This window comes from Parachlamydia sp. AcF125, assembly GCF_018342475.1.
In the GTDB taxonomy this organism is placed as follows: Bacteria; Chlamydiota; Chlamydiia; order Chlamydiales; family Parachlamydiaceae; genus Parachlamydia.
In genome coordinates, this window is record NZ_JAEMUD010000001.1 from 771,523 (window position 1) to 790,515 (window position 18,993).

Consider the following 18,993-nt stretch of genomic DNA (forward strand, 5'->3'; position numbering starts at 1 on the left):
GCATTATTGAATGCCTCAAAAAGGTATATATCGGTCTTCTGGGCTTATCTAGCATCCCTTGGCATCCCTTGCAGAAATAGCTTTCTCAAAGGCTGTCTATGCTCTAGAAATGAAAGAGAGGCTTCTTTTCCTAAAAGAAAAAGTTAAAGTAAAAAAACTAGCTAATAAAGCTAAACTCTGTTATTAATTATGGCGATAGAATTAAAAATCTAATTGTAGTGCATATTGTAAAATAAGGTATAAGAGAATGGGGAGTTTTTATATAGGGTTTTATCGATATAATCAAACTTTTTATACAGGTACAGATGCTCAGCCTGATGTCCTACACCTCTTCGTAAAACCCGAAAAAAGTTTTATTGAATATACTGCTATGCCACTAGGCACTGGCCTAGGTTATCTTCCTATTTGCAGTTTTTTTTCAGGTGCAGCGAGAGTCGCCAATGCGGTTAAAGTCATTTTCAAAGGACTATCCACATTAAAACCCCTAGCAGAAGATGCACGTAAAGCAGAGCTATGGAATGCTTTTAAAAATCTTTTTCGCGGAATTGCGGAGATGGTTCCTTTCACAGGAATCGCTTTAATCTTATTTGACTCCATACGAAGTTCTGTTTACTGTGAAAAAACCCTCGAGAAAATAAAAGAGCAAGAAAATGTTGCAGGAGTCGCTATAGATGGAAAGATCGTTTTCACCCTGGACTTAACCACAGTCGATCATATCATTAAGAATACCCCCGAAAAACTAAACGAGCGCCGTTTAGCAATATTTCGAGAGATATGCTTAACATGGCTAAAAAAAGCCGAAGAAAAGGGAGATAACAGAGGGGTAGGCGAACTTTTCCAGGACTTGCAAGCCCGCTATAAAAAGTCTCCTGAGAGTGTTGTCCAATAAAACCCTCACCTGTATTAGACGTTAATCTACTTTTTCATTTCTGGGTTTCAAACCATTAGTCCAAAATATTTTCAGGGATGAACAGAGTGGAAAATGGCTTGAAATTGTCTTCTAATCCATTTTGCTCTTACCTGATTAAATTATTTCTATTCACTCCTCGCCTGTTTAATCCTTCTACTTCTTAATCGTTTTTTTCTAATTCAAAAAACATTTATCTCTATTTCCTTGGTTTGTTAAATTAATGGAATCTTAATAAACCCTTAAATAAATAAATATAAATTTTTGGTTTAATTGGGGTTTCTCAAACTAAGGGTGGTAAATATGAATCTAGTAAAATTTAATCAAACATGTAATCAATTAGAAACGTTCTTCCATGTGTCTGAATGTATTCCTTTCCTAGGAGCGACCACTTCTGCCATGCGCGCTAATTGGGAGGTATGCAAATAGTGGCAAGCGTGGTTTGCTTGTTTGTAGCAGTCTTGGGCATTTTTGCAGGCGGGTGTTTGCAGGATAAAGTCTTGGAACAAAAATGTGAGGTCTTACTCCGCTTTGGTGAAGAGTTTGCTTGCCATGGGTTTTTAAACGCCATTAGAGGTTTTGGTGTGCTGCTTATTTCTGCGTCCACTTCTGGAATTGGAAACGTAATCATGCTTGTTCCCAACTGGAGCAAAAGTCCTACCTTTACGCCGTTTTTCAAATATGGGCAGCTCACAGAAAGAAGATTCCATTGTCATTGTCAGGCTTCTTAAATAAGTTTTTTAAAAAAGGGAAGACTTAAAATTTCCCCTTTTCTTTTGTCTGTTCGTATTCAATCAAAGAGAGTTTTTTTCCTCAAAAAAAGGGATCTAAGGTAAGCTTGGTAGCTTGAAAAGCAAATGCTATTAACTGTTTTAATTTTTTTGATAGGTCTAACAACCGTTGTGCTAGATACCATTAATGATAAATGCAGATTGGTAGAAAAGGGATTAAACATGCTAGAATGTGTCCCTGTGGTGGGAATGTTATCTTCTGCGCTGCGTGTAAAAATCGCTTATGTGCAAGCAATGGTGGGCTTAGCTTCTTTTGCAGTAGGAAGCATAGGCTTTGTTGCTGGAATGTGTTTAAGAAGCCAAAAATGGCAAAAAAGATTTAAAAGCGTGCTTTTATTTGGCGTGGAGCACCAGATTCATGGAGCTTTAAATATATTAAGAGGGTATGCGGTGTTAATGCTTGGGGCAGGCACATTTGGATGGGGTAACCTCTTCATGCTCATTCCCAACAACTTTAACGAGGAGCCGTTTGGGCCCTATTTTTACCACTATCGTAAAGGGGCGGGGGGGCCTAAGCTTGATATGCCCATTCTTTGCTGATTTTTATCCTTTCCTTATAGAAAAATAATTTTCTTTTTACATCTCTTGTGTTTAATTTAATTATTTAATATGATATAATCGAATGCTTGCATTTTTGCAAAAATGCGTTCTTTTATTTTATTCAGATTCATTTGTAAGTAAATGAGGGGCGTTTAATTTAAAGGCGAAGATTTATTCGAGAGAATGTAAAAATTACCGGAGGGGGACTTACAGGTACATTCCAGGAATGGGGCCCATTTTCAATAAAAACGATGAGCGAGTTATTTTTGTTAATTTCTGCTAGATTTTTTTTGCTATATTTTTTAATCTATTTACCGTTTTGATTTCATTTTTCACCGCGATAAGAATTTGAACCTTTCCCGAGAGTAAAGCGGCTTTTTTAGATCGAAAAATTTGTAAAAAAAAGCTTGAATTAAACTCCTTTTTATGTAAAATGAGTAGTTCTCATTAAGGCGGACATCGTTAGACCTTAAAGATATGGTGCTAGGCCGCCCCAAAGTTTTAAAAAATTGGACCCTTAGGTGTTTTTGCGCCTTAGCAAGGGTTCTAAAAGTGATAAGTTGTCTTTTATAACAAAAATATTAGTGTGAGGTAGGAGGTATAAAATGCCTAAAAATAAAGAAAGCCAAAAAAATCCCAGTGGAAAAAAAATTGTTTCAATTACAGAAGCAGCGAAGTTAAATAAAGTCACCAGACAAGCTATCTATGTTGCAATTAAATTAAACAAGCTTAAAGCCCAAAAAGAAACCACACGATGGACTATTAATCTTGAAGATTTAGAAGCTTATCGCAAACAAAAATACTCGAGAACAAAATCCATGTACAATGGCGAGTTATTGTTTGATAACAACAGAGGCTTCTTTTCTGTTAATCAAGTAGCAAAAATGCTGAACGTGCCGGCCCAAAAAATTTACTACGCGACCCGGATTGGAATCTTAAAAGCACACCGTAAAGGCGCAGCTTGGGTGATCCATGCGGAAGATGTAGATGCCTATAAAGAAAGCTATTTGAGCAAGAAAAGCAGCCGCCGCAAAGCGAGCTAATTTTCTGTCGCTAGTTGACTCGGCTCCTCAGAGTCCATTTAATGATAATAGCAATAGAAGTGAGGGAGCGCCTACCTCTACTTTTGTAAAATCGGCACCTTTTGTATGATCTAATTCTGTGCACCATAACAAAAAAGGGATCGCGACTTTTTTGTTATGTTGCTCTCTTTGAGAAAGAGGCCTGAGGTTGCGTGCTCTGGTATTAACAAGAGGGAGAATACCGTGGAATTTGGGAAATTATTTGCTGTTAATGTGGAGTTCAAAGACCTCGATTTTCCCAGAGAAAAAGACAAATACCTCTCTTTAGAAGTTGTTTTAATTGCGAGAAACCATCAAATTCTACAACCACTCCTCTATGAGCTCAAACATAAAGCTTTAATAGAACTTACGCGTGAGGGAATTGCCCAACATGCGATTCACGAAGTTTTTTCGGAGGCGTGTTCTTTATTGGGCGAAGTGGCCTCCTTAAATCGGCAAACAAAGCAAGTTTGGTTAAGTAACCACCTGATCGTCTCTTATCAGCATTTAATTTTGGTGACACAGGAACATTCTATTTTAGACGATATTACCAAAGAGGAAGAATTTACCCTTGCGTTACAAGCCCTTTTTAGCGCTTTGCGCGTGCAGGCAAAAAAGACAAGCGTGATGAAAAAAACAGGCTCTTATGGGAGCCGCAAAACAAAAAGCATCCAAAAAACGACTTATTATTCCGATAAAGAATCATTGCCCAAAAATCTTGAGAACGTCCCTTTTCCAAAAAATGCCGAAACAGGCCCCCTAAACTTACGTTCAAACAAGCGTCTTTATGAACTACAGTTGGGCGAGTAGCCGAGGGGCATTTGAACAGTCCTTTGTTCGCTTTATTTCAAAACAAAGGAATGCCATAAGTAAGGGGGCTTATGCCCTTTCAGAAAACTGTGAGCGTTTCTGGAGGTTTCACCCTGCCTTACTGTATGGCTTTTCGATGATGCTGGGGATTCAAGCTGCTCTTTTTAAGGGGGCTATTCTTTTTTTACCTTTTTTTGTGCTCTGGCTTCCTCTGGTAATCACTCCCCTAGAACGGTTTTTGCAATTAAAAATAAGACTCATATTAGCTTTAGGAATGGTTATAGGAGCCTATCTGTATGCGCACACGATTTACTTATATCCGCAAGTTCCCTCCGAAGGGATTCAAGGAATTGCCTGTATTGATATTTCTTCGGTGAAATCAGTCAAGAGCTTTCAAGGGCAAAGTTGGAAGTATACAGGAACTATGCGTAGCTTTATTCCTGCAGATGAACAAGCTTCGATTGCGCGCAACGTTCCTTACACTCTGTTTTTTTCACAACATTGTGATGCAGCTTCCTCTTATTTGGTGGAGGGAATATTAAAGGAATGGCGGCCAGGTTATTACATTCTAAAGTTAAAAAAAGATGAAACATGGCATCCCTTACCTTATACATGGAGTATGGCGGAACTGCGCTACAGCTGGAAGCAAAAGCTTTTTCAGTATATTTTAAAGCAAATTCCTCAAAAAAGAAGTGCGCGCTTTTTGGCCGGAATTGTAACCGGAGAGTTTGACGATAGCCAGCTGAGCTTTGAATTTTCCCGGTTTGGTTTGCAACACATTATGGCTATATCAGGGTTTCATTTTGCCATCATTGCTTCCATATTAGGTTTTTTTCTAAAGCAAGTATTTTCAAAGAATGGGCAAATCTTTATTTTGCTTATCTTATTGACGGGTTATTTTATCTTTTTAGGCCCTGCCTGTTCGATTATGCGAGCGTGGATCACCATTTCTATCAGCCTTTTAGGTTGTCTTTTGAATAAAAGGGCGTTTGGACTTAATTCATTAGGGATTGCTTTGATGATTATGCTATTGTTCAATCCACTGAGCTATCGGAGCCTCGCCTTTCAATTCAGTATTCTCACTACGGGATCTATTCTCTTGTTTATGCCTCTAATTTTACCTTTAATAGAAAAAATTTGGAAGAAAAGGCCCTTAAAGGAGGCAATTCGCATGAGCTTAACGGATCAACATGGGTATGTGATTTTGAGCATGTTTCGAGAGACTTTAGCGTTGTGCTTAGCCGTTAATTTAAGTGCGCTTCCTCTGATTCTTTTTTATTTTCATAAGTTTCCGCTGCTGAGTTTGGTTTATAATCTTTTTTTTCCATTCTTAGTAAGTATGGCTATGTTTTTGCTCATTATAAGTATGTGTATCGGATGTATTTGGCCTTACGCTGCCCAATTGCTGTATACTGTAACGAGTGAGTATACGGCTTTGATGTTAGATTTTACCTTTAATATGCCTACTTGTATGGATTATTTCTTGCGGGTGCGCTACTTCCCATTGGAAATTCTTGTAGGCTATTTGATGGTATTATTGATAGTCGGTATTCTCTTTAGCCCTAAAACACAATCGACAAGTCCTTATTTTACTTGAATATCTCTATGAATCGGAAGGCAGATAGTAAAGGTTGTTCCCTTATCTAATTCTGAGGCGACATAAATTTTTCCAAAATGTTTCTCAATGATAGTCTGAACGATCGATAACCCTAGACCCGATCCTCCCATTTTTTGAGAATGGACTTTATTCACGGTGTAAAAACGTTCAAAAATATGCTCAATCTCTTGAGCTGGAATCCCGATTCCCTCGTCTGCGATTGTAAGCTTAGCGATATTGTCTATTTTTGAAAGAGCGAGGGTGATTTTTGCAGGAGGCTTTGAATATTTAACTGCGTTTTCTAATAGGTTGAGCACCGCCATTTCCATGAGATCTATATCCGCCGTTAAGAGAATATCGTCCGATTTAATTAAAGTCATTTGGGCTTCTGGAAACCTATCTTTGATGGTATGGATGCAATTTTTCACTAATTGAGAAAGGTCGCATTCGATCAGGCGGGAAGAGGGGAGATGTTCAATATCAGAAATGGTTAACAAGTTTTTAATGAGCGTGGCCATCCTTTGACAATTGCGCACGATTTTTCCCAAAATTTCTTCCCTGACGGGAAGAGGAAGGTCTGGATTATCGTTTAGCGCTTCGGCAAAACCGTGAATAATGGTAATGGGAGTTTTAAGCTCATGGGAAGCATTGGCAATGAAGTCTTTTCTCATTTCTAAGATTTTATAATGGGACGATTTATCTTGTAACACCAAAATGGCCCCCGTATTATCAGTCTTGGGCGCTGCAATGACATCTAAATAAAGCTTCTCTTGGCGGGATTTAAGTTGAATATTGTCTGTTAAAGGATGCTTTTCGTGTTGGCAGGCTGAGAGCAAAGCGTAGCATTTGGATTGCCCTGTCAGGCTGAAAGGACTCCCGACAAGCTGTTCTGGGCGTAATTCTAACCATTCACACGCCTTATTATTTGCATACGTGACTGTCATGTTAGGATTTACAGCTACCACCCCTTCCATTAAAGATTCCAAAATGGTTTCTTTTTCTTTTCTTTCAGAAGTAAGATTGCTAATGTGATTTTTAATTTTTGCTGATAAAGCATTAAGCGTTTCAGCTAGTTGCCCGAATTCATCCGTCCGGCCAGACCAGCTTAATTGGATTTCTGGAATAGAAGTATCTTGACCACTTTGGAAAGGCTTGACGATACGCAGAATTTGCTCAATAGGCCTTGTTAAGTAATTGATGATAAACCAAGTCATCAAGCTAAACAGCAGAAGGATGGCTGTAGAAAGGGCTAAAAAATTTACTTCAAAGTCATGGGTGAGGTCTGCCACATAATAATAGGGAAATGCCGTGCGGAGGACATATGTTTTGCCATGAAAATCGAACGCCTTAGCAATGTAGACAAATTTTTGGGAAAGAAGATTGGAATATGCTTCATGGTAACCATACCCATTTTTAAAGGCTTCTAACACTTCAGGATGGGAAACAACATAATCTTGTCTAAAGCGCAACCCCAGCAAACGCTTAGTATGGGAATCGTACAAGACTTTATGGTCGGTGGAAATCACGCTGACACGAAAAAAAAACGCGGATTTTTGGTATTTCAATCTTCTCACTAAGGCTTCATGATCGGGAGCAGATTTTATCCGCGCAATCAATTCTGTTGCCCGCTCTTCCATGGCCTTGATCACCAGCTTTTTGACTGTAGAGGAGATAAAAGGATAAAGCAAAGCCGTAAAGATTAAGAAAATGATAATATAGGCGATTAGAATTTTTTGACGAAAGCTAAACATAATTTATAAGATGAGGATCTCTTTCGAGCGGTTAGTCAGATTTTCATATCCCTTTTCTGTAATAATGATCGTATCTTCAATGCGAATACCCCCTACTTTTGGAAGGTAAATCCCTGGCTCAAGAGTGATCACCATCCCAGCTTCTAAAAGAACATCTGCATAAGGAGGTTTATTGCGGAGAATAGGGAATTCATGTACTGCTAATCCAATTCCATGCCCTAAGCTATGAGTAAAATTTTCCCCATAACCAGCCTCTGCAATGAGATTTCTTGCAGCTAAATCCAATGCTCCGATGGGAGTGCCAGGACGGCATAAATGTAAAGCCGCTTGTTGGGCTTGGAATACGCAATCGTATAGAGGCAATAGCTGAGGTTCTACATGGCCAAAAAAAAGGGTGCGCGTCATATCTGAATGATAGTGGGCATATGTTACCCCAATGTCGATTAAAACAGGATGCCCTTTCTTAAGCTGAGTAGATCCTGCCCGATGGTGAGGCATCGAGCTATTCGTTCCAAAAGCAATAATAGGTTCAAAGGCCACTCCCTTTGCTCCATGCCTTTTCCAAAATAGCTCAAGCTCAAGGGCGATTTGTGCTTCTGCGATCCCTTCTTTTAACAATCTACACACATAATCAAATCCTTGTGATCCTAAGATGGCTGCTTGGCGAAGTAAGCCCATTTCTTCAACTGTTTTAATGGCACGCAAAGGTCGCAAAGGTGAATCAAGGGGAGCTAGAGAAAGGGGATGTGAAGCTTTTCGTATCTCCTCTTGGAGGCCTAAAAAGCGCAGGTAGCTTGTTTCGCTGCTTGAAAATCCTAGGGTTGTAATAGAAGGAAGTTCGTTTAAAAGAGAGCTTAAAGCATGTTCTTGGGCAAGCAAAACAGGAAAAGGGCTGCGCTTAAGACATTGCTCATAATAACGGCCATCGACAAGGAGATAACTATGATGAGGGTGAAGCAAAATTGTGCCGGATGAGATAGGAAATCCAAGTAAATATAAAAGGTTAATTTCATCTTCGATCAGCAGGGCATCACACGGAAGCTGAGAAAATAAGGCGGCTAAGCGTTCTTTAGAAGGTGTGGGCATAATGAAACTCAAACTATTCCTTCATGCTCATGGTTGAAATTGCCTTGCAATTTCTTCGCGTGAAAGATGGATGGCGATTGGTTTTCCAAAAGGACAATAAAAGGGAGAGTCACATTTCCAAAGCTGCCGCACAAGATTTTGAGCTTCTTGTATGGAAAGAAGATGGTCTTTTCTAATTGCTGATTTACTTGCAATTTGAGCTAAATACTTCTCCCTTTCTTTTTTAAAAGAAGCCGATTGGTGCATTTCTGTCAAACCTTTCATCAGCTTATCCACAAAAAGGGAGATATCGCTATTCCCAAAGAGGCTAGGTATGCCGTCGATAATAAAAGTTGTCGGCCCAAATTCCTTGATTTGAATTCCCATGGCATTAAATTCGGGAAGATACTCTTTTAGTAAGGAGGCTTCTAAAGGAGTCGTTTCAAGGGTATAAGGGATTAAAAGAGTTTGAATAGAAAATGGGGGGGAAACTTTCTGCAATTGTTCAAATAAAATACGAAAATGAGCGGCACGCTGATCGATCAACCCGATGCCGATCTCGGCGGGTTTACTCGAAGGAAAGGCATTGGTATAATGGGTCAAAATAAAGCCTTTGATTGTTGTGAGGACGAGAGGGACGTTTTTTTGCGGGGAAAGAGGAAGAGACTCGGGGAGAGGGGCTTCTTCTTGGTTTTTCGTGGGTTCTATTTCCGCACAGGCTTTTTGGGGGTAATTTGTAGGATAGCTCGATTCCTTCAAAAGAGAATAGTCAAAAAAATGTCCACCTAAACTTCCAAAAGAGAGGGGAGGGGGATTGTCCAATTGTTCCCTCTCTTCAAAAGGAGGAGTAAAACTCAAAGGGGCAGCAAAGCTAATAGGGGTGCTTTCCTGGTTGGAAGGATATAAAGCTCTTTGCACAGAAGAAATAATCAATTCTTTAATGAGCGATTCTTGCCTCAAGCGAACTTCTTTTTTTTGAGGATGCACATTTACATCCACCAAAGCGCCTGGGAGGGATAAATGCAAAATGAATAAAGGATACCGATTAGTTGCAAGTGCGGTTCCATATCCTTCGCGCACAGCAAAAGAGATAGAGGGGCTTGTCACGGCCCGTTGATTAATAAAAAGAAACTGGCCGGTGCGATTTGGACGGCTCACCGAAGGGTAGCCGATATAGCCGGTTATTTTGCATCCCTCTTTTTCCCCTTCCACAAAGCACACATCTTGCGAAAACTCCTGCCCCAAAACTGCCTGAATTCTTTCCCTTAATTTTTCAGAAAAAGGGGAAGTTGGTTGAGGAAGGGGCGTTTTTAAAAGGGTTTCCTGATTACTAATCAGCTCGAATTGAATGTCAGGGTGTGCAAGGGATTGCAGGGTTAAAATTTTAAGAATTTCATGGGTATCATAGGTGGGAGATTTTTGAAATTTTCTGCGGACAGGGACGTTAAAAAAAAGAGATTTTACTTCAACTGTTGTTCCTGGTGAGCGAGCAGCTGGACAACACCGAAGAATTTTTCCCCCTTCTGCTAAAATCAGCGTGCCTTTTAATTTATCTTCCTCAGTTTCGCCAGAAGCGGGGGATGTAAGGAGCATAAATTTAGAGATAGCCGCAATCGAAGGAATGGCTTCTCCTCGAAAGCCCATGGTACTCAATGTTTCCATATCCTCAACTTCCCTCAGTTTGGAAGTCGCGTGCCTTTCCAGCGATAAAAGCGCATCATCTTCGGTCATCCCATATCCATTATCAGAAATTCGAATTAACTGCCTTCCCCCTTCTTGAATTTCGACACAAATCTCAGTCGCTCCCGCATCGATCGCATTTTCAATGATCTCTTTTACGACCGAGGCGGGGTTCTCGATAACTTCGCCTGCAGCAATTTTATTGATGGTGTGTTCGTCTAAAATACGGATTTTGGAAGGCATATAAAATTTCTTTTTTAGGTTATTCCCTCAACTTTTATCGACAAAAGTTTAACAGATTTCTATGTTTATCGCTACAAACTTAGTGATTTAAATCGTTAAATGAAGGGATTTAATTCAAAAAAAACACTTGTAGCTAAAGGTCGGAGTCGACATACTCTTACTTGGACTGATTTGCATTCAATCAGTTAAATAGCTTAAACCGTGATAAAAGATAAAGACACTATAATAATCCGTTAAAGTCGTTTGATTTAGATTAACCAACCAAAAGAATAATATGCCAAAAGCAAAAAATCGGATGGTGAAAGCTCTTCGAAGAGTTAACAAAAAGAGCTTGAATCAACCTATAATTCGCCGAGTTTCCTCATTTACTTATTTGAATGTTACCCAATTTTTAGGCGCTTTGAATGATAACATCTACAAGCTCTTAATTGTTTATTTTTTCATTCAGTTAGAAGGAATAGAAAATAGCCATAAAATATTAGCGATGACCGGGGCTATTTTCGTGCTGCCGTTTCTTTTGTTTTCAGCTTCATCGGGAACGCTTGCCGATCGATTTAGTAAACGAAATATCATTGTTTTAACAAAAGTCTTCGAATTAGTCATCATGGGATTCGGCATCTTGGCTTTCCTGTACGAAAGCAAATGGGGGTCTTGTTGTATCTTATTTTTGCTGGCTACTCAAAGTGCAGTTTTTGGTCCTTCTAAGTATGGGATTTTGCCCGAGCTGGTAGAAACAGATAAAATTTCCAAGGCTAATGGTTTAATGTCCTCCTTTACCTTTTTGGCCATCATATTGGGAACCTTTTCCGCTTCGTTTTTGCTCGACATCACGGGTCGAGATTTTATTGTCGCCTCCCTCTTTTGTACCTTAATTGCTTTTGTGGGCATGTTGACAAGTTTTTGTATTGAATATACGCCCCCTGCTGGATCGTCTAAAAGGTTTAATATTCGCTTTCTTCATGAGATTTATGACATCCTTCTGTTTGCCCGCCATGAACCCTCTCTTTTAGCCGCTATTCTCGGTTCTGCTTTCTTTCTCTTTTTAGGAGCATTTGTGCAGCTAAATATGATTCCTTATGCGGTTCAATCTCTCCATTTAACCGACATTCAGGGAGGCTATCTCTTTTTATTAACGGCCATGGGAATAGGAACTGGCTCTTTAGTAGCGGGCAAGATTTCTGGAAAAATTGTGGAATTAGGACTCGTTCCTCTAGCAGGCATGGGAATTGTCTTTAGTTGTTATTTAATGGACCTTTTTTCAGATCATTTAGCAGTGATTCTGCCCTTGGTGGTGGTTTTGGGAATGTTTGGGGGGATCTATCAAATTCCTTTAGACTCTTATATTCAAGTGGCTAGTCCCAACAAATATCGAGGTCAAGTGATTGCGGCAACCAACTTTTTAAGTTTTTTTGGTGTGCTTTGCGCCTCCTGTCTTCTTTATATTTTAGCGGAAATTTTTGGTCTAGGAGCAGACAAAGGATTTACCATTATTGGAAACATTTCCTTAATCGTTACCATCGCTGTCACTTTCCAATTTTTTGATTATCTGAGCCGATTTGTGGCAATGGTTCTTTCCCGTTTACATTTTAAAATCCGGTTCCATGGAATAGAGAACATCCCGAAAGCCCCAGCAATTTACGTGTGCACGCACACTGCTTGGAATGATACTTTACTTTTGTTGGGAGCCCAAAGACGCCGCATCAGATTTTTTATTGAGCACGAGCAAGAGCACACCAAATGGTTTAAACGCTTTTACCACTTGTTACGGGTGGTGCAAATTCCCTCTATTCAGCCGCTTCAAAATAATGCGCAGTGCTTGGCAGATATTAAAAAAACTTTAGATCGGGGAAGCTCCGTGTGCATTTTTGTGGAAAACGAAAATGTGTGCGAAGAACTCTATGCCTTAGAGCAGGCTTACTCGATTCAAAAAATTTTAAAAGACACCCCTTACCAAATTATTCCGGTTGCCATTGAGAAAGGGGAAAAAGAATCGTCTTCCCCTTTTTTCACTCGATTGCTAGAAAAGTTTCGCGTGCCCGCCTCCATTTCGTTTGGTGCCGTTGTCTGTAAAAACTTTCCCAACGGGCAGCTGGTATCTCAGTAAACTTTGAAATTTTTTAGAGCGGTCCCCTTTCTTTCCATCCCTCTTTCCCAATGAGGGGAACAAAACGCACGTATTCAAGGCGCTCTGTGGAAAATGTTTGATCGGGGAGGGCGCGCACTCGAATAAGCTCTTGGCCTAGAGTGTCTCCAACCGGCATAATTAAACGCCCTCCCATTTTAAGCTGCTGGCGTAGCGATTGAGGGACTTTAGGTCCACTAGCGGTGATAATAATGGCATCAAAGGGGCCTTTATCGGGCAATCCAAGCGTGCCATCTCCAATCACTACCTCGACATTGGTGTAATTTAAATGTTGCAAGCGCTCTTGGGCTGTTTGTGCTAAATGAGAAAGCCTTTCAATTGTGTAAACATTTTTGCAAATGTTGCCTAGTACGGCAGCTGCATACCCAGAACCGGTTCCTATTTCTAAGACAGTTGAATTTTCATCGACTTGAGCTGCTTGAATCATCAGAGCTACAATGTAAGGTTGGCTAATCGTCTGCCCTTCTCCAATTGCTAAGGGGCTATCTTCGTAAGCATATGGGATGAAGGGCGGAGGGACAAATTGATGACGTGGAACTTCACGCATCGCTTTTAAAACGCGCGGATCCTCAATATGGCGAGGAATTAATTGCTGTTCCACCATCAAATTTCGTTGTTTTTTATAAAAATCTTCCATACTATTTTTTTACTAATCTTAATTAATTTAAATCAATTAATTTGTTCGAGCAAACTTTTTACTCGTTGATCCCAAGTATGGTTTTGTAAAACTTTTTGCTTGCCTTTTTGCGCCACAGCTCGCCGATGTTCTTCATTTTCAAGGAAGTGAGCGACCTGTTCTGGCAATTGATCGATTTTGGACGATTGATAAAGAAGAAGATCCTCATAATTATTGAAAAACTTATTTAAGTAAGCATTTTCAGCAGTTATGACTAGGGCATCGCAGGCTAATCCCCCCAAAATCCGTTCTTGCCCGCCTCTTTTAAGATGGGGGCTACTATTTAACACAATTTTACTTGTTTTCATGACGTCATATGAAGCGGCATAGTCAATTGGCGGGTGAAAGGTCGTGCGGGCTTCTTTCCCTAGAGCTTTTTTCCAATAAGCTTGGTCTTCTGTCGAGCAAAATAAATGCACAGGTAGATCCTTTAAGGCTTTGATAAGATCGATACGCCCTTTTCCTTTCACGCACAGCTCAATTTCACGGAAAATAGTGAAGTAGGGGATTGCTCGCAGATCGAACCGTTGGATTTGTTTAATTTGTTGATTAAGTTCCCAATTAAAGGCTTCGATAAAGGAAGTAGAGGAGTCTGCAAAGGTCTGATGCACAGCAAATTGCATGGCTTTGGCAAGATAGGCGGGGTAGTTTTTCTTCCACTGTTGCATGCGACTTTTACAATCAATGTAAGAGGCTAGCATGACAATTTCAAACGTTTTACTCTGTTCAGTTTGCTCCAAAACTTCTCTTTCAACGGCGTGAGGTAAGAATAGGTGGTTGGAAAAATGGAGCGACTCCAAAAGCTCACAAAAAAACTCATCCACACAAGCGATGCTTATATGGGGACTTTGAAGTAAGCCATAATAGTGATAGGGTACATCCACTAAGTAAGAAAGATGGGGCTTTTGAATGAGGTCGCACAAAAAATTTCCTTCAGCATCAAGCGGCGCTCCATTAAAACATATGGTAAGGTCAGGAGGATCGCGGAGCAGAGTGTTTTCTATTTCTTCTCCCTTTAACAGCCGGCAATTCAAGCCTGCGCGACACAAAGCCTCGTAAAGCTTTTCTGAAAAATGGTGTAAAACTTGATATTGGCTGCTTTCAGGCATCAAAACATCAATGCGATTCATCATGAGAAACCCCGTTTATTCAGAGGAAAAATAACGATTGAGGTGGTGTAATAATTGAGTGGCGCGATGATCCCATGTGTGGCCAGTTTGAATGATATGTTGCCCTTGTTGAACTCTTGCTTGCCTTTCAGCTTCATGGTTGAGAAAATAACCGATTTTTTCGTTAACGGATTCCCATTCTCCATGGCGATAGTAGAGAAGGCTATTGCGTTTAAATTGCGCTAAAAGGTAGGGATTTTCTTGGCATACCACCAGGGCTCCCAATTGGGTACCTGCTAAAATGCGTTCATGCAGGCCACTCTTAATCCAGGCACAGCTACTTAACACAATTTTTGCCTGTTGCATGATTTCCAGAGCTTGTGGATAAGGCACGGGGGGATGGCATCGTACATTTGGCTTATCTTTAAAGTAGTCGCTCCAACTTTTAGATCCATCAGGAGCTCCAAAAACCTCGACTTGGGCATCTTGAATGCCGCGCACTAGTTCCGTTCGATCTTTGCCTCGGATGTAACGTTCTAGAGTGTCCAATAGCTCTATGAAGTTGATTTCTTGTGAGGGGATAGGATTTCCTTGTTTAGCCTGCCTATCGACTGCTTGCACAAAAGCATGGAGATAAGAAATACCATCCTGATATAAAGCCATTTCCACGGTTTCATGGAGGGCGTTGACTAAGGGTTTAGAAAAACGGTGATCCCAGCTTTCGCGGATTTTTTCATAATCGATGCAGGAAGAGAACATCACCACTTCGTGTGGGCGCCTTGAATCTAGGTTTTTAAGCTTTTTGTCTACTCCATGAGGAAGAAAAAAGGTATATTCACAGTCAAGTTCATTAAAAAATTGGCTTCCTAAATTGTCGACGCAAGTGGTAAGGGTTAAGGGGCTATTAGCTAAAGGAAAGAAGTGAGTAGGGGCGTCCACCAGATAAGCGACATGAGGAATTTGAATCAGGTCGCAAAAAAAGCGCCCTTCCTCGTCTGGCAAAAGGCCGTTAAAAGAAAGGGTGCAGTCTGGCGGATTTTGAAAAATTTGATCGAGAAAGGGCTCGGGATTTCCTTTCTGCGCTTCGAGGATACGACAAATAACTCCTTGGCGAGAAAGGGCCTCGGCAAATTCTCTCGTAAACTGATTCAAGACACCGTATTGGCTGCGGGAAGGGACAAAGATATCGATACGATTGATCATTTTCTAACCGAGTGGGTTAAGGTTATTTAATAGGAATCCATTTTTTGCGCGTTCCTAATAGCTTTCCTTTTCTTTTTTTGGTCTCTACCTCAGCTGCCTTGTGCTTCTGCAGGTCGCGTCTTGCTGTTTGCTCAATGCCCAGCATCGCATGCAATCTCTCGGCAACTTGGCTTTTTTGTTGTTGCACTTTTTCCCATAAAGAGGTTCCCATATTTTGGGGATTATCCAGGAAGGCTTGGATATCATGGGGAGGCATGGCTGAATTTGAGTAAACGTTTTCGAGCTGTTTCTCTATATCTCGGCGCATATCATTCATTCTTTCAAGCATTTGGGTGAGTTCTTCATCCGAGATAGGCTTTTTTTCTGAAGGAAAAGGTGCTCCAGCTTTTCCAAGGTATGCAGGAGAAGCCTTTTTCTTTGGGATTTTTTTATTAAAAGCAAAATCAAAAATACTCGGTCGGTTTTCTTCCATCTTCGCTCTCACCTACAAAGAAAAATGCTCAATTTGCTAAAGAAAAATCTTTACAGTTTTAATTGCACCTTATCAGGCTAGTCAAAAAAGCTCAAGAAAGGGACTAACGAACGCCAGAGACTAGGCTTCCTATTTTGCTAAAATTTTTTCTATGTCCATCAATTGCAGGGCTTTGAAAAAGCTAGGCTTTCGCAAATTTTTATTTGGCCCCTTTCCGTCCAAATTTTGGTTTTTCTTTGAGGTTTTCCACTCCTTTGAATTTAACAAGCAGGCAGCTTTTCACAGAAAATCTACCCTAGCTGCCAAAATCGGGTGGGTTTACTGAAAAAACAAACGGGGGAGGGAGGGGATTTACAAAAAGAACCGCCCTGCTTGCTGAGGGGCGAGTTGCCGATAAGGAGCTTTCCTATGCAAAGAATTGAAATAAATCCAATGAAAAGCTATACTTTTTCGTGCAGGAACAATCATAATTTTAATTCGAATAAACTCTTAATTAAAAAGACTAATTTGAGGCGTGTTAGGTTGAAGAAAATGTGCTTGGCTGATTCCAAAAGCCAACTTGTACACACTCAACTGATAGAGATGCGTAGGGTTTATTCTACCAATTGTTGTAGGAATAATCCTGGCTAATTAGTTTTTTTATTTAAAATGTTAGACAAACGAGGGATGACGGCAATGGGCTATTTGGAAGAATTTCACGCGCAAATTCAAAATAGAGATTTCAATAAGTTTTTTCAGCTTTGGGAAGAATATTGTACGTGTGATGTGGTAGATGCTGAGGAACTCCTTCAGTTACTAGGCATGTTAAAAAAGTCCGAGCTGGCTAAGCATTTTGGCCCCTATGTGGAAACCGCTCTTCCCACCTGGGAGAAAATCGAAAATCCAAAAGATGCTTACGAAGTTCTAAAATTGCTGATCGATTTAGAAACGACAAATTCTCCTTCCTTAGCTGAAATCACTTACAATACTCTTAAAAAACACCATGGTTCCGATCCCTTATTTGAAGAGCGCATCCGGTTAGTGGGGCTGCGCAAAAAAGATAAATTTCAAGGGGCTATCGCCAACTATGATTTATTAGCTCATTTGCAAAAAGGCAGAGCCGTTTTTCATACTGCAGGTTGGGGAACCGGCGAAATTATGGATGTTTCTTTAGTAAGAGAGCAAGTGATCCTGGAATTTGAGTGGGTATCGGGGCGAAAAGATCTTTCCTTTGCCAATGCTTTTAAGACACTTATTCCCCTTCCTGATCACCACTTCTTAGCGCGCCGCTTTGCAAATCCTGACCAGCTCGAAAAAGAAGCTAAAGAAAATCCCGTAGCTGTCGTTCAATTGCTCTTAAAGGATTTGGGTCCTAAAACTGCCGCCGAAATTAAAGACGAGCTATGTGAACTCGTGATTCCCGAAAAAGAGTGGAATAAATGGTGGCAAGGGGCCCGTGCCAAAGTAAAAAAGGACACCATGATTGAATCCCCCGAAGGGATCAAAGATCCTTTTAGACTGCGTAAAAAAGCTGTGAAGCATGAAGAGAGATGGCAAAATGCGATCGACACTCAGACGGGTACGAATGAGCTTCTCCAAACTTCTTATCAATTTGTCCGTGATTTTCCCAATATTTTAAAAGATCAAGAAGTGAAAAAAAACTTGCAAGCTAAAGTGACTGGCTTACTCACCAAATCCGATCTTCTTCCCGAACAAGAGCTACAAGCCCATCTTTTTCTGGAATCTTTTTTAGGGCTGACAGAGCATGGTAAGATGGCTCAAGCTTTAATTGTAAAATCGGAACAACCTTTTGAACTGATTCAAAAAGTGGATATTACGCCATTTAAAAAACGGGCTTTGATGGTTGTGAGACAATTCCGGTCAGATTGGTCTCATATTTTTCTGGAAATGTTGGCTAAAACAGATCAATCCCCTTTGAGAGAATACCTCCTGAAGGAAATCTGCGCGGACGCCGAGGCAAAAACTTTGTTAATTAACCTTTTGGAAGATTTGTTGCATTATCCTACAAAAAATCCTGAGTTGTTCGTATGGTATTTCCAAAAGGTCGTTAAAAAAACCGAGGAGATTCCTTTCCACGACAAAGAGGGTCAAGGGCGCTTCTTAGATAGCTTCCTTGTGCTTATGCATAAATTAGAGGGGGATCCTCAAAACCGCGAGCTTATTCGCAAAATGTACAACTTAATCAGCGAAAAGCGTTACGCCGTGATTCGTGCTTTGATTGAAGGGATGAGCAAAGAGTTTGTAAAAGAGTTTTTATTGCTTGCCTCAAAATGCCAGACTTTCACAGAACATGATTTAAAAATCTTAGCTTCTTTAGCTTCTGTAGTGCATCCTACTTTAGGGGCGTCTAAGCAAAACAAAGAGGCTAAGCACGATCCAAACGTTATCTGGACCACTGAGGAAGGATACTTACAAACGCAAGAAAGAATCCGGCAGATTGGGACGACTGAAGTGGTGGAGAATGCGCGTGAAATTGAAGCTGCGCGTGCCTTAGGCGATTTACGCGAAAATTCGGAGTATAAATTCGCGCTAGAAAAACGGGCTCGCCTTCAAGGAGAATTAAAGCATCTTTCTGAACAGCTTAATCGCGCGCGCATCATCACCCAAGAAGATGTCTATCTCAATCAAGTAGGTGTAGGGAGTATTGTGGAATTAGAAGATGCAGAAAAAAATTTGATTTCTTACACGATTTTGGGGCCTTGGGATGCCAATGCAGACACCAACATTCTCTCTTTTCAATCTAAGTTTGCCGAAGCCATGTTAGGGAGGAAAGTGGGGGAAAAATTTGAATTTCGCAATCAGTCTTTCACTGTCCGAGCAATTAAAACCATCTTTCAAAGTTAACCCAATTTGGCTCTTCTTTAAGATGATTTAAATAAGTCTAATTCCTGGTAGAAGACAGCCGCGGTGTTTTCTATCGGGAAGGCGATAAGATAACTCTCTTG

The 18,993-nt window shown here is 40.5% G+C and carries 16 protein-coding genes; 9 read left to right on the top strand and 7 right to left on the bottom strand.

Annotated features, from left to right (window positions below):
* Nucleotides 1-247: 247 nt before the first annotated feature.
* The 7 genes from PARA125_RS03085 to PARA125_RS03110 all read left to right on the top strand — a co-directional run bounded on the left by PARA125_RS03085 (nt 248) and on the right by PARA125_RS03110 (nt 5,706).
* Entirely contained in the window at nt 248-889 is a 642-nt protein-coding gene (locus PARA125_RS03085) for a hypothetical protein (protein ID WP_213157246.1), read from the top strand.
* Between the two features lie 321 nt (nt 890-1,210).
* Nucleotides 1,211-1,336: a hypothetical protein gene (locus PARA125_RS09930; RefSeq protein WP_283248325.1), complete on the top strand. Its 126-nt coding sequence runs from the start codon at nt 1,211-1,213 to the stop codon at nt 1,334-1,336.
* Complete coding sequence (locus tag PARA125_RS03090) at nt 1,327-1,638, top strand: hypothetical protein (RefSeq protein WP_249274145.1); 312 nt, start codon at nt 1,327-1,329, stop codon at nt 1,636-1,638. The genes PARA125_RS09930 and PARA125_RS03090 overlap by 10 nt, the downstream gene beginning before the upstream one ends.
* A gap of 126 nt (nt 1,639-1,764) precedes the next feature.
* Nucleotides 1,765-2,238 carry a hypothetical protein gene (locus PARA125_RS03095; RefSeq protein ID WP_249274146.1) on the top strand — a complete coding sequence of 158 codons (474 nt, stop codon included), beginning with the start codon at nt 1,765-1,767 and terminating at the stop codon, nt 2,236-2,238.
* Between the two features lie 605 nt (nt 2,239-2,843).
* On the top strand, nt 2,844-3,281 hold the full coding sequence (locus tag PARA125_RS03100) for a helix-turn-helix domain-containing protein (RefSeq protein ID WP_213157247.1): 438 nt from the start codon (nt 2,844-2,846) through the stop codon (nt 3,279-3,281).
* Nucleotides 3,282-3,503: 222 nt separating this feature from the next.
* Nucleotides 3,504-4,109 (top strand): NAD(P)/FAD-dependent oxidoreductase, encoded by a 606-nt coding sequence (locus tag PARA125_RS03105; protein WP_213157248.1) that lies wholly within the window; start codon nt 3,504-3,506, stop codon nt 4,107-4,109.
* Nucleotides 4,087-5,706 (top strand): ComEC/Rec2 family competence protein, encoded by a 1,620-nt coding sequence (locus PARA125_RS03110; RefSeq protein ID WP_213157249.1) that lies wholly within the window; start codon nt 4,087-4,089, stop codon nt 5,704-5,706. Before PARA125_RS03105 ends, PARA125_RS03110 begins: the two co-directional genes overlap by 23 nt.
* On the opposite strand, the gene PARA125_RS03115 is transcribed toward PARA125_RS03110, so the two are convergent.
* From PARA125_RS03115 to mutL, 3 genes are read right to left on the bottom strand one after another with little or no spacing between them, the layout of a single operon-like run.
* Nucleotides 5,694-7,457, bottom strand: coding sequence for a HAMP domain-containing sensor histidine kinase (locus PARA125_RS03115; RefSeq protein ID WP_213157250.1), 1,764 nt, complete (start codon nt 7,455-7,457; stop codon nt 5,694-5,696). The genes PARA125_RS03110 and PARA125_RS03115 overlap by 13 nt on opposite strands.
* A gap of 3 nt (nt 7,458-7,460) precedes the next feature.
* Complete coding sequence (locus PARA125_RS03120; RefSeq protein ID WP_213157251.1) at nt 7,461-8,543, bottom strand: M24 family metallopeptidase; 1,083 nt, start codon at nt 8,541-8,543, stop codon at nt 7,461-7,463.
* 27 nt (nt 8,544-8,570) lie between these two features.
* A complete protein-coding gene (mutL, locus tag PARA125_RS03125) occupies nt 8,571-10,445 on the bottom strand; it encodes a DNA mismatch repair endonuclease MutL (protein ID WP_213157252.1) in 1,875 nt (624 codons plus the stop codon).
* Nucleotides 10,446-10,719: 274 nt separating this feature from the next.
* Between mutL and PARA125_RS03130 the strand changes: the two genes are divergently transcribed.
* Nucleotides 10,720-12,549: an MFS transporter gene (locus tag PARA125_RS03130; RefSeq protein WP_213157253.1), complete on the top strand. Its 1,830-nt coding sequence runs from the start codon at nt 10,720-10,722 to the stop codon at nt 12,547-12,549.
* A gap of 13 nt (nt 12,550-12,562) precedes the next feature.
* On the opposite strand, the gene PARA125_RS03135 is transcribed toward PARA125_RS03130, so the two are convergent.
* Genes PARA125_RS03135 through PARA125_RS03150 form a run of 4 tightly spaced genes read right to left on the bottom strand, consistent with a single transcriptional unit; the run spans nt 12,563 to nt 16,048 of the window.
* Complete coding sequence (locus PARA125_RS03135) at nt 12,563-13,225, bottom strand: protein-L-isoaspartate(D-aspartate) O-methyltransferase (protein WP_213157254.1); 663 nt, start codon at nt 13,223-13,225, stop codon at nt 12,563-12,565.
* Between the two features lie 32 nt (nt 13,226-13,257).
* Nucleotides 13,258-14,397, bottom strand: coding sequence for a glycosyltransferase family protein (locus PARA125_RS03140; RefSeq protein ID WP_213157255.1), 1,140 nt, complete (start codon nt 14,395-14,397; stop codon nt 13,258-13,260).
* A gap of 12 nt (nt 14,398-14,409) precedes the next feature.
* Nucleotides 14,410-15,576: a glycosyltransferase family protein gene (locus PARA125_RS03145; RefSeq protein WP_213157256.1), complete on the bottom strand. Its 1,167-nt coding sequence runs from the start codon at nt 15,574-15,576 to the stop codon at nt 14,410-14,412.
* Nucleotides 15,577-15,598: 22 nt separating this feature from the next.
* Nucleotides 15,599-16,048 carry a hypothetical protein gene (locus PARA125_RS03150; RefSeq protein ID WP_213157257.1) on the bottom strand — a complete coding sequence of 150 codons (450 nt, stop codon included), beginning with the start codon at nt 16,046-16,048 and terminating at the stop codon, nt 15,599-15,601.
* A gap of 675 nt (nt 16,049-16,723) precedes the next feature.
* On the opposite strand from PARA125_RS03150, the gene PARA125_RS03155 reads away from it, so the two are divergent.
* Entirely contained in the window at nt 16,724-18,892 is a 2,169-nt protein-coding gene (locus PARA125_RS03155) for a GreA/GreB family elongation factor (RefSeq protein WP_213157258.1), read from the top strand.
* Nucleotides 18,893-18,993 lie beyond the last annotated feature (101 nt).